Here is a 12,374-nt window from a genome sequence, read left to right as displayed (position 1 = left end):
GTGCTCGGCTGGGGCTTTACCGGGAAGGCCCTTGCCGAGCATGGCTCGGCACTACGGGTGCAGCGCGCTCACATATTGCGACGGTACTCGCCACCTACGTCGTACAGGGCGTGGCTGATCTGGCCGAGGCTGTGGGTTTTCACTGCTTCGATCAGGGCTTCGAACACGTTGCGGCGGTCGCGTGCGGTCTTCTGCAGGTAGGCCAGGCCGTGGCCGTCGTGCGCTTCCTCGTTCGCAGCCAAGCCTTCAACCTCGTGCGAATGCGAGGTCTCGCCCGCGGGCGCCAGTGCATTGCGGTTGCGCTGCCAGGTATGCACGTTCTCGATCTGCTGGCCCTTCTCTTCCTCGGTCGAGCGGATCAGCTCGATCTCGGTCGCCACTTCGCCGGCATGCTCCTTGGGCAGGAACATGTTGACGCCGACCAGCGGCAGGCTGCCGTCGTGCTTCTTGTGCTCGTAGTACAGCGACTCTTCCTGGATCTTGCCGCGCTGATACATCGTGTCCATCGCACCCAGCACGCCGCCACGCTCGCTGATCGCCTCGAACTCCTTGTACACCGCCTCTTCGACGATGTCGGTGAGCTTGTCGACGATGAAGCTGCCCTGCCACGGGTTCTCGCAAAAGTTCAGCCCCAGCTCCTTGTTGATGATCATCTGGATCGCCACCGCACGACGCACGCTCTCCTCGGTCGGGGTGGTGATCGCCTCATCGTAGGCGTTGGTATGCAGGCTGTTGCAGTTGTCGAACAAGGCATACAGCGCCTGCAGCGTGGTACGGATGTCGTTGAACTGGATCTCCTGCGCGTGCAGCGAGCGGCCCGAGGTCTGGATGTGGTACTTCATCATCTGGCTGCGCTCGTTGGCGCCGTAGCGCTCGCGCATCGCACGGGCCCAGATGCGGCGGGCCACGCGACCGATCACCGTGTACTCCGGGTCCATGCCATTGGAGAAGAAGAACGACAGGTTGGGCGCGAAGTCATCGATCTTCATGCCACGCGCCAGGTAGTACTCGACGATGGTGAAGCCATTGGACAGGGTGAAGGCCAACTGGCTGATCGGGTTCGCACCGGCCTCGGCGATGTGATAACCGGAGATCGACACCGAGTAGAAATTGCGCACCTTGTGGTCGACGAAATACTGCTGGATGTCGCCCATCATCCGCAGCGCGAACTCGGTGGAGAAGATGCAGGTGTTCTGCGCCTGGTCTTCCTTGAGGATGTCGGCCTGCACCGTGCCGCGCACGGTCGACAGCGTCTCCGCCTTGATCCGCGCATAGGTATCGGCATCCACCAACTGGTCGCCGGTGACGCCGAGCAGGGCCAGGCCCAGCCCGTTGTTGGTCGGCGGCAGTTCACCGTGGTACTGCGGACGGCTACGGCCTTCAAAGAGCTTGGCGATCTTCTGTTCCGCCTCGGCCCAGCGCGCGGGGTCTTCCTGCAGGTACTTCTCGATCTGCTGGTCGATGGCGGTGTTCATGAACATCGCCAGGATCATCGGCGCCGGGCCGTTGATGGTCATCGACACCGAGGTGGTTGGCGCGCACAGGTCAAAGCCGGAGTACAGCTTTTTCATGTCGTCCAGCGTGGGGATGTTGACGCCGGAATTGCCGATCTTGCCGTAGATGTCCGGCCGCGGCGCCGGGTCTTCGCCATACAGGGTGACGCTGTCGAAGGCGGTGGACAGGCGCGCGGCCGGCTGGCCCACGCTCAGGTAATGGAAGCGGCGGTTGGTACGCTCGGGCGTACCTTCGCCGGCAAACATGCGGATCGGGTCTTCGCCGCTGCGGCGGTAAGGGTAGACGCCGCCTGTATACGGATACGAACCCGGCAGGTTTTCCTTCTGCAGGAATACCAGCAACTCGCCCCAGCTGCGGTAGGTGGGCGCGGCGATCTTGGGAATCTGCTGGTGGCTGAGTGATTCGCGGTAGTTCTCGACGCGAATGGTCTTGCCGCGCACCTGGTACTCATTGACCGGCTCGGTGATCGACTTCAGACGCGCAGGCCACTCGCGCAGCAGGCGCAGTGCTTCGGAGTCCAGCGACTGCACGGCGTCGTTGTAACGCTGGCGCAGGGTGCGCGCACTGTTGTCGATGCTGGCATCGGTCAAGGCATCGCCGGCATACAGATCCAATGCATTCGGCAGCGCCGCATCGTCCAGTTCCTTCAGCGCCTGCCAAAGCCCCTGAGCGCGCTCGGCAACCTCTGCCTGCGATTCAATGCGGGCATTGATGCCCCTGCCCTGCTCGGCGATCTCGGCCAGGTAGCGCACGCGGCTGCCCGGTATCAATACCGTGGCGCGTGGCTCCTTCAGCGTCGTGTCGATCTGCGGTACGAGCTCGGCCTTGGTCCTGGCGCTCAGCAGGCGGCACAGGTTGGCGAACATCCAGCTGATGCCCGGATCATTGAACTGGCTGGCGATGGTCGGATAGACCGGCACATCCTCGTCCTTCATGGTGAAGGCGACGCGGTTGCGCTTCCACTGCTTGCGCACATCGCGCAGTGCGTCTTCGGCGCCGCGCTTGTCGAACTTGTTCAGCACCACCAGCTCGGCGTAATCGAGCATGTCGATTTTTTCCAGCTGGCTGGGCGCACCGAAATCGCTGGTCATCACGTACATCGGGAAGTCGACCAGGTCGACGATCTCCGAGTCACTCTGGCCAATACCGGCGGTCTCCACGATCACCAGATCGAAGTGCAACGACTTGAGGAAGCCGATGCAGTCGCGCAGCACCGTGTTGATCGCCGCATGCTGGCGGCGGGTTGCCATCGAACGCATGTACACACGCTTGGAGCGCAGCGAGTTCATGCGGATGCGGTCGCCCAGCAAGGCACCGCCGGTACGGCGGCGGGTCGGGTCCACCGAGATCACCGCAATACGCATCTGCGGGAAGCTGGCCAGGAAGCGGTTGAGCAACTCATCGGTCACCGACGATTTGCCCGCACCACCGGTACCGGTGATACCGATCACCGGCGTTGCCGCTCGGGATTGGGGATTGGGGAACGGGGATTGGCCATCCGCCTTGACCCACTGTTTACGCAGCTTCTCCAGTTCGCCTTCGCTGAAACTGGCATCTTCCAGCGCGCTCAGCACCCGACCAATACCGATTTCGTCATTGATGTCGGGGGACGCTGCGAACTGCGAATCTCCAATCCCGGATCCCGAATCCCGCGCGCTACCAGCGCGCGCCACCACATCCTCGATCATCTCCACCAACCCCATCTTCATGCCATCGTTGGGGTGGTAGATGCGCTCCACGCCGTAGGCCTGAAGCTCGCGAATTTCTTCCGGGGTAATGGTGCCGCCACCACCGCCGAATACCTTGATATGGCTGGCGCCCTTTTCCCGCAGCATGTCGACCATGTACTTGAAGTACTCGACGTGGCCGCCCTGGTAGGACGACAGCGCGATGGCATCGGCATCTTCCTGCAATGCGGCCCGCACCACGTCTTCCACGCTGCGGTTGTGCCCGAGGTGGATAACCTCCGCGCCCTGCGCCTGGATCAGGCGGCGCATGATGTTGATGGCCGCGTCATGGCCGTCGAACAGGCTGGCGGCGGTGACAAAGCGCAGCGGGGTGGTTTCAGGCTGCGCCTGCGGGAGCTGGGAGGCGGGGGTACTCATGGGCCGTGCAACATCCGGTTTCTGTTGCAACCGATCATAGAACCGCCGGCCGCGCAGGTCAGGTTGCAGCGCAGCGTGATCTTTTGGGGATTTCGGGTATCGCTGGTGCCAGGCCCGCCAACACCCGCAAAGCCAGGCACCGCACAAGGCATGGCGGCCTGAACATTCCCCTACCGGGAATGGATTAGAATGCGCGTCCCGCGACCCCGTCCCTACCCCTGACGAAGTCGCATTTTTTGTTTTCCGGCCAGCCATTTGGCCACACGATCACTGACGTTGTGGCAGACCAGCCATCGGAGCTTGCATGCTTTTCGAAACCCTCGAGACTTCCGGCCATGAACAGGTCGTGTTCTGCCAGAACCGCGATGCCGGCCTGAAGGCGATCATCGCCATCCACAACACCACCCTGGGCCCGGCCCTGGGCGGGGTGCGCATGCGCCCCTACGCCAATACCGACGATGCACTGCGCGATGTGCTGCGCCTGAGCCGCACCATGACCTACAAGAACGCCCTGGCAGGGCTGAATGTGGGTGGCGGCAAGGCCGTCATCATTGGCGACCCGAAAACCGCCAAGAGCGAGGTACTGTTCCGTGCCTTCGGCCGCCAGGTGGAGGCCCTCAACGGGCGCTACATCACCGCCGAGGACGTTGGCACCGACGTCAACGACATGGAAAACATTTACCTGGAGACCGGTTATGTCACCGGTGTACACCAGGTCCATGGCGGCTCCGGCGACCCGGCCCCGTTCACGGCCTACGGTGCACTGCAGGCCCTGATGGCCTCGATCAACCGCAAGTTCGGCCATGAGGAAGTTGGCAAGGTCAGCATTGCGGTACAGGGCTTGGGCCATATCGGCATGGAGCTGGTGAAGCTGCTGCGCGAGCGTGGTGCAAAGCTTTATGTCACGGACCTGGACCCGGTGCTGGTCCAGCGCGCGGTTTCTGAATACGGCTGCGAAGCCGTCAAGCCCGATGCCATCTATGACGTCTCTGCCGACGTATTCGCGCCCTGCGCGATGGAGGGCGCCATCGACATGGCGACCCTTGAGCGGCTCAAGGCCAAGGTCATCTGCGGCACGGCCAACAACCAGCTGGCCAGCCACGCCGTCGGTGACGAGTTGTACAAGCGCGGCGTGTTGTGGGCGCCGGACTATGCGGTCAATGCCGGTGGCGTGATGAACGTGTCACTGGAGATCGACGGCTACAACCGCGAGCGCGCAATGCGCCTGATCCGCAGCATCTATCACAACCTGGGCAAGATCTTCGACCAGTCCGACCGCGACGGCATCTCGCCCCAGCGCGCCGCCGACCGCATCGCCGAAGCCCGCCTGGAAGCCATCGGCAAGCTGAAGATGCCGATGGGGCGCGCCGTGCCGCGCATGAACCGTCTGCGCGGCGAATAAGCACCACGGTTGATAGAACAGGCGAGTAATAAAGAAGGCGAGCGGTCATCCCGCTCGCCTTCTGCGTTTCAGCATATCCACACGACCGCCAGATCAGAAAGCCTGCTGCAAACGCAGCGATACCTGGCGGTTATCACCCCGCGGCCCGAAGCGCTGGTCGTAGCCCAGCGACAGGCGCGTATTGCGGGCCAGCCATGAATCCACCGATAACCCAAACAAGCCGCCAGAACGTGATGGCTGCAGGCCGGCAATCGGCGCCCAGGCGTCCACGCCGACGAAACTGGCATCCAGGCTCAGGCCATTACCGCCAAGCGCCTGCTGCCATTCGGCATAGCCGTTGAATGCCACCCGCTTCCACAGGTATTGGCCGCGCAAACCAGCCAAGGCCTGTACGCGGCTGCTGCTCCAGTCATCTGCACGCAGACCAAACCCATAGCCCCCCAGCTCGCGGAAGCCATCGCTGTCGACGCGGGTATAGTCCGCGCCGAGGTAAGGCGTGAGTTGCGCGTGGCGGCTTCCGAATCGATAGCCCGCCTCCACGCTGCTGGACAGGAAGTTGCCCTGGTAACGGGTGTGCACTCCGGCCCGTTCGCTACCCAACAACAGCCCCCGATCCAGCTCACGCTGGTACTGTCCAAACCCGGCCTGGCCCAGCACATAGGCTGCACCGGACGACCAACCCGCATACAACTGCGACTGGGTCTGGCGATCACGGCTGCGGCCCTGGGTAGCCTCGACCATGCTGTTGGCCTGCGTCTGGCCAAAGGCGAGGCCAACCACTGCATTGCCAGCCAGCGGGGTCTGCCCGCCCATCATCCAGCCCCCCACGTTGTAGTCACTACCCAGATAGCCGCCCTGCCCACCGGCTCCGAGCGAGCGCATCCAGGTTGTCTGGGCAACGGCATCCGAGCGACTTTCGGCAAGCTGCGCAGACAATGCACGCCGGCTCATGTCGATGCTGTCGAAGGTCATTGCCGTGGCGGCGGCATGGGACTGCCCGGACAGGCTGTCCAGACTACTGCGCAGGCCGCTTATGCCGCCCTCCACCTGTTGCAATGCGGCCGCCCCCACACCGAAGTCGCCGGTCCGGCCGACGATGTCGATATCCAGCTGTTCGAAGGCCTGCTCCACACGCACTGCCGAGGACATCGTCCGGGCATTGGCAACCGTGGCCACGGCGGCGGTGACGCTTACCCGGTCGATATCCAGCCATGCGTTGTTGCTGTCGTAGCCGTAATCCGCTTCCAGCAGGCTGAACCCAACGTCCTGCGCCACCGAAACCGGTGCCGAGAACTGCCCCTGGACTCCCCCGTCAGCATGGATAAGATCCTGACGCGTCCCGTCCTTTGGCACATAACCGGGCACAGCACCCGTGACGACCAGTCCGCCGTCGAGAGTGGCGGTGCCCGTGACGTTGATTGCGCTGGCACCCAGCCAGACCAACATGCGGGCGCTGCTCCGTTGCAGGTAGTCACCTTCGACAGTGCCGTTTCCTGTGTCGCTACTCATCACCAGCAGACCGGCATTGTCGACATTGCCGATCACCCGACTATTTCCCAACAGCTGCAAGGCGGGCGTGGACGGGCGGGCAGGCCCGGTGACAGTGACGTTGGATCTGATCGAAGCACCGTCCAGCAGGATCAGCGCACCACCTTCGATGCGGGTGTCACCTTCATAGGTGTTGGTGCCGGACAGGCGCAGGCCGCCTTGACCGCGCTTGATCAGCCCACCGGCACCCGAAATATCATTGCTCCACACCGAGGCCAGCCCCGTTTGATCAAGGTTGACCACCACATCGCCCCAATCGAACTTCGCCGGCCCGTTGATCGCCTTGCCGATATTGAGCAGCCCATAGCCGAACACCGCATCAGGCCCCGCAACGCCCAAGTCTGTCGCCGTGCCGAGCAGGGTCTGCCGCACCAGATCATTGTCGAAATAGGGGAAGGCCTGCCACACCAGCGCCGCGGCACCCGACACCAACGGTGCCGCATAGGAAGTGCCGCTGCCGTAGTAGTACTTCAGGTTATCGGCGGTACTTTCCTGCCCCACAAATGCGACCGTGCCCGGCGCCACCAGGCAGTAGTTCCTGGCCACGCCGCAGGCGTTCGAATAAGACGCCAACTGGGAGGGATTGGCGGTATCCAACGCGGCTACCGCCAGCCACCCCTGCTCAAGATCCGCTGCAGGCAGGCTGCCATTCGCTCCGGTCTGGCTGGGCAGTGCCGCCATGTCCGAAGGATTGGCCTTTGACTCATTGCCGGTGGCAAAGACCACCAGGCCATCATTGTCGATGATGAAAGGGCGATATTCGGCGGCAATCTCAGCGGTCACATTGGAACGGGTCCAATACAACCCGCCCCACGAGTTGTTCATGATCCGCACGCCGTCACTGATCAACTGGTTGTGGATGCCGGTCATGCCCAATCCACCGGTGACTTCATTGCCGTTGCCACTGCCGTCATCCTTGGGCGACTCGTCGGCAATGATGCGCACCGAAACGATTTCCGCCCCCGGCGCGATGCCTCCCGGCCAACTCCCCGCAGCAGTGCCTGCAGCCAGCTGCGCAACGGTGGTGCCGTGCCCGACCACGTCATCGATGGACAGGTTGTTGGGCGGCGATCCGACCGCATTGTGATTGGCTACCACGCGCCCGGCCAAGGTCGGGTGGTTGCGCATCACCCCCGAGTCGATCACACCGATGCGGTAGCCCGCGCCGGTCAGCCCCTTCTCCTTGGCCGGCCCGGCGTTGGTCAGTGCCAGATGGGCGTCCCAGGCCGGCTGCGGTGTCGTCGGCGCAGGCGGTGTTGTCGGCACCGTCGGTGGCGGATCGGATTTGCTGCTACTGCCCCCACCACATGCGGTCAACGCCAACGCCAATCCACTGGCCAATGCATTGCGCAGTACGTATTTGCTCCCCATACCATTTCTCCCTTTTTGGCATGAACCCCAATTCAGGTATTAGCTCGGATCGGTTCCCGGGCAACTACCTTCTATACTTCGACGCGAAGCAACCCTGCCCGCAGGCGTGTGCCGTTGGTCCAATAGGCCACGCCCCCGGGTACACCCGATAATCGCCGCTAGGTATAACCGAGATTGCACATGTCTGACATCGTCATTGCCGCCGCCAAACGCACTGCCATCGGATCCTTCCTGGGCCAGTTCAACGGCGTCCCCACCCCGACCCTCGGCGCCGCCGCCATCAGCGCCGCGATGGCGCAATCCGGTATTGCCGCAGCGGACGTATCGGAGGTCATCATGGGCTGCGTGCTGCCGGCCAATCTGGGCCAGGCCCCGGCACGCCAGGCCTCGCTGGCCGCAGGCCTCCCGACCAGCAGCGGTGCCACCACGCTCAACAAGGTCTGCGGCTCGGGCATGAAGGCCATCATGCTGGGCCACGACCTGATCAAGGCCGGTTCGGCCAGCATCGTGGTGGCTGGCGGCATGGAGTCCATGTCCAACGCCCCGCACATGCTCCCCAACTCGCGCACCGGCAACCGCTACGGCAATTTCCAGGCTGTGGACCATATGGCATGGGACGGCCTGACCAACCCGTATGACGGCCAGGCCATGGGCGTGTTTGCCGAAGCCACCGTCGCCAAGTTCGGCTTTACCCGCGAGGAGCAGGATGCCTATTCGATCGAGTCGGTGACCCGTGCGCAGGCCGCACAGGCCAACGGCGCGTTCAACGACGAAATCGTTGCCGTCAAGGTAGCCACCCGCAAGGGTGAAGTGGAGTTCGCCCAGGACGAGCAGCCGGGCAAGTCCGACATCGCCAAGATCCCGACCCTGCGCCCGGCCTTCAAGAAGGACGGCACGGTCACCGCCGCCAGTTCCTCCAGCATTTCCGATGGCGCCGCCGCCGTGGTCCTGCTGTCGGCCGAAGATGCAGCCAGCCGCGGCGTACAGCCGCTTGCACGCATTGCGGCCCACGCCACCTTCTCGCAGGAACCGGAGTGGTTCACCACCGCACCGATCGGTGCGATCAGCAAAGTCCTGGAAAAAGCAGGCTGGTCGATCGACCAGGTGGACCTGTTCGAAATCAACGAAGCCTTTGCCGTCGTGGCCATGGCACCGATCCGCGAACTCGGCATTCCGCATGCCAAGATCAACGTCAATGGTGGCGCCTGTGCACTGGGTCATCCCATCGGTGCATCGGGTGCCCGCTTGGTGGTTACGCTGGTAAATGCATTGCGCACACGCGGCCTCAAGCGTGGTGTTGCGTCGCTTTGCATCGGTGGTGGCGAAGCAACCGCTATCGCCATTGAATTGATTTGATTGAGAAATTTAAGATTTTCCTGAACCTGAATGCGGGACCGCTTGACAGTCAAAATGGGCTTGTCATCATGTTCCCGGCGCGCAATGGCGCGTTGCCAAATTTCACGACGAGGATTCACAAATGAGCATCAACAAGCTGCTGATCGCGATGACCCTGGGTCTGGCCCTGGCTGCCTGCTCGAAGCAGGAACAGGCTGCTGACGCTGCTGCCGACGCAAACCAGGCTGCTGCCGAAGCCCAGGTCGCTGCTGACCAGGCCGCTACCGCCGGTGCTGCTACCGCCGACGCTGCCCAGGCTGCTGCTGACACCGCCGCTACCGCTGCTGACGCCGCTGGCGAAGCTGCTGGCGCCGCTGCTGCTGCCACCACCGACGCTGCTGCCGACACCGCTGCTGACGCTGCCAAGGCTGCTGAAGACGTGGCCGGCCAGGCCAAGGACGCTGCTGAAGAAGCCAAGAAGTAATAACTTCTGCTTCCAAGCTAGTCTTGAAAAGCCGCTGGTTCGCCAGCGGCTTTTTTTATTGCCCGGCTTTCGGTGGCAACCACCGCGACCCCGCGCTTCATCCAAGGGCTGCCCCGGCGCGCACGGTGCCTACGCGCCGACGCCGACGTCGCCTTGTCACGGCACACGCCGTTGGCGTGGCGCTCAGCTTCGCCGGCCGCTTTTGACACGTTCTGAATACGCCGCCCCCTAGGCTGTGCCCATTGGACACCCACAAGGAGAGCGCAATGAAGCTTTATATCCCGCTGTTGGCCGGAAGCCTGGTGTTGACGCTGGCTGGTTGCAACGATCCCAATGCCGAGCAGGCCAAGCAGGACGCCGCTGCTGCTGCAGACCATGCCGGTGACGCGGCACGCAATGCCGCCGAGTCCGCTGCCGATGCCACCCGCGCAGCAGGTGACCAGGCTGCAGCCGCCACCCGTGAAGCAGCCGCAGATACCCAGCAGGCGCTGGACAATGCAGCAGCAGCCACCAAGGACGCGGCCGCTGATGCCTCGGCATCGGCCAAGGAAGCCGCCGCAGACGCCAGTGCTGCCACCGCCAATGCGGCACAGAAGGTAGCCGACAAGGCCCACGATGCTGCCGCCGAGGCCCGCCACGAAGCCAACGACGCCAAGCATTGATAAACTGGCCACGCAGTCATCTCGGTGAAGATGGCTGCGTGGCTTCACGCAGGATGCGTGGTGCCGCGGGGCCCGGGGCGCAAGAACCCCGGAACGGCAGGCAGGCGGTATGCATCAGGCAGCACCGCTCGCGCCATATCCTTCACGTGATCAGGTGGCAATGCGACAACGCGCCGGCAGTAAAATCGCCCTGGTATTTTCTGCCTTGGTGTTTGTTGCCATTGGCATCGGTGTGTTTGTCGGCGCTCGTCGCTTCATTGCCGACTCCCAGTTGGTCGCGCACACCCACGAAGTCATTGGACGCATCGATGAAATCCAATCGCAGGTGCTGGACGCCGAATCCGCTGAACGCGGCTATCTGCTCACGGGCAGCCCAGCGTATCTGATCGATTACCAGCTCAGCGTTGAACGCCTGCCGCTGTTGCTGACCACGCTGTCCAAATCCATCGTCGACAACCCGGACCAGACCCGCAATGCCGCCAAGCTCGACCAGCTTGTGCAGCGCCGGCTGGGCCAGATCCAGCACGTGGTCAACGTCTACGACAGCCAGGGACTGGAGGCCGCACGCGCCGCGATCAACCAGAATGCGTTCCGCACCACCAGCGCCATCCGCGAGCAGGTGCGCAGCATGGTCGAGGAAGAGCACCAGTTGCTGGTCGAGCGTGCCGCCAGCTCGCGACGCAGTGCCGACCTGTTGCTGGGCCTGGCCTTTGCCGGCATCCCATTCGGCCTGGCGGTGGTTGCTTCGGTCTACGGCATCCTGCTGTCGGAACTGCGCCGCCGTACCCGCGCCGAGCGTCGCGCCGCCAGCGCCAGCGTGCAGCTGTCCGACAATCTGGCGCAGATGGAACGCTCCAGCGCCGACCTGCAGACACTGGGCCGCTATACCGGCCTGCTGCAAAGCTGCGCAAGCCCGGAAGAAGCGCTGGAAATCAGCGCGCGCACGCTGGAATCGCTGCTGCCCGGCATCGCCGGCTCCATCTACCTGCTGCGCGCCTCCAACGATCGCGCAGAGAACATCGTCAGCTGGGGCCAGCCGCTGGTGGATACCACCGCGTTCCTCGCACCGGGCGACTGCTGGGCGCTGCGGCGCGGCCAACCACACCTGCTGGACGATCTGCGCAACGGCGCCAGTTGCCCGCACATTTCCGCGCCACCGGTTGACCATAGCGTCGCCACCGCCTGCATTCCGATGGCAGCGCAGGGCGTGCAGATCGGCTTCCTGTTCCTGAGTGGTCAGGGCCCGGGCCCACTGTCGCGCCTGTCGGTTGCCGAATCGGCAATGGAGCAGCTGTCACTGGCGTTGAGCAATCTGCGCCTGCGCGAGTCACTGCGCTTGCAGTCCATCCGCGACCCACTAACCGGCCTCTACAACCGCCGTTACCTGGAAGAATCGCTGGCGCGCGAGATTGCCCGCTGTGGGCGTCGCAACTTCCCGCTTTCCGTCCTGATGCTGGACGTGGACCACTTCAAGCAGTTCAACGATACCCATGGTCACGGCGGCGGCGACGCCCTGCTGGCCGCGGTGGGACAGCTGCTGGGCGCGCGCCTGCGCGGTGAGGACATCGCCTGTCGCTATGGCGGCGAAGAGTTCACCGTGATCCTGCCCGAGTCCGACACCGTGACGGCCTTGCGTTATGCCGAGGAACTGCGCCTGGCCATCTCCCAGCTCAGCGTACCGTTCTCCGGCAAGACCCTGCCGCCGGTCACCGCTTCCATCGGCTTTGCCACCTACCCGGTCGATGGCGTAGTCGGCCTGACCCTGTTGCGCAAGGCCGATGCCGCGCTGTACCGCGCCAAGCGCAATGGACGCAACTGCGTGGCCGGCTTCGATGCCACCCTCGACGGCATGGGCTGAACCAGCAAGCCCTCGGAACGGCATGGGCCGCGAAGCTGACGGATGATCTGCGCAGCAGATCGTCTGGCAGTGCACTGCTCGTTTGCCGACGTGG

At 63.6% G+C, this 12,374-nt stretch carries 7 protein-coding genes; 5 read left to right on the top strand and 2 right to left on the bottom strand.

All coding sequences use genetic code 11. From position 1 onward, the window contains the following. Positions 1-68: 68 nt before the first annotated feature. Positions 69-3,620 (bottom strand): methylmalonyl-CoA mutase family protein, encoded by a 3,552-nt coding sequence (locus RT460_RS02310; RefSeq protein WP_313316914.1) that lies wholly within the window; start codon positions 3,618-3,620, stop codon positions 69-71. A 304-nt stretch (positions 3,621-3,924) separates the two neighbouring features. On the opposite strand from RT460_RS02310, the gene RT460_RS02305 reads away from it, so the two are divergent. Next, positions 3,925-5,022, top strand: a complete 1,098-nt coding sequence (locus tag RT460_RS02305) for a Glu/Leu/Phe/Val dehydrogenase dimerization domain-containing protein (protein ID WP_313316913.1) — start codon at positions 3,925-3,927, stop codon at positions 5,020-5,022. A 93-nt stretch (positions 5,023-5,115) separates the two neighbouring features. On the opposite strand, the gene RT460_RS02300 is transcribed toward RT460_RS02305, so the two are convergent. Next, positions 5,116-7,941: a S8 family serine peptidase gene (locus RT460_RS02300; RefSeq protein ID WP_313316912.1), complete on the bottom strand. Its 2,826-nt coding sequence runs from the start codon at positions 7,939-7,941 to the stop codon at positions 5,116-5,118. 180 nt (positions 7,942-8,121) lie between these two features. Between RT460_RS02300 and RT460_RS02295 the strand changes: the two genes are divergently transcribed. The 4 genes from RT460_RS02295 (at position 8,122) to RT460_RS02280 (ending at position 12,280) form a co-directional block, all read left to right on the top strand. After that, positions 8,122-9,297 carry an acetyl-CoA C-acyltransferase gene (locus RT460_RS02295; RefSeq protein WP_313316911.1) on the top strand — a complete coding sequence of 392 codons (1,176 nt, stop codon included), beginning with the start codon at positions 8,122-8,124 and terminating at the stop codon, positions 9,295-9,297. 121 nt (positions 9,298-9,418) lie between these two features. Then, positions 9,419-9,760 (top strand): hypothetical protein, encoded by a 342-nt coding sequence (locus tag RT460_RS02290; RefSeq protein WP_313316910.1) that lies wholly within the window; start codon positions 9,419-9,421, stop codon positions 9,758-9,760. A 266-nt stretch (positions 9,761-10,026) separates the two neighbouring features. Then, the gene (locus RT460_RS02285) at positions 10,027-10,422 is read left to right on the top strand and encodes a hypothetical protein (protein ID WP_313316909.1); all 396 of its coding nucleotides are present in this window, start codon (positions 10,027-10,029) and stop codon (positions 10,420-10,422) included. Between the two features lie 160 nt (positions 10,423-10,582). Beyond that, on the top strand, positions 10,583-12,280 hold the full coding sequence (locus RT460_RS02280; protein ID WP_313316908.1) for a diguanylate cyclase: 1,698 nt from the start codon (positions 10,583-10,585) through the stop codon (positions 12,278-12,280). Positions 12,281-12,374: the final 94 nt, after the last annotated feature.

This window comes from Stenotrophomonas sp. (assembly GCF_032061965.1).
Lineage (GTDB): Bacteria > Pseudomonadota > Gammaproteobacteria > Xanthomonadales > Xanthomonadaceae > Stenotrophomonas.
Note: the sequence above shows the minus strand (reverse complement) of the source record. Positions and strands in the feature narration are given on the sequence as shown.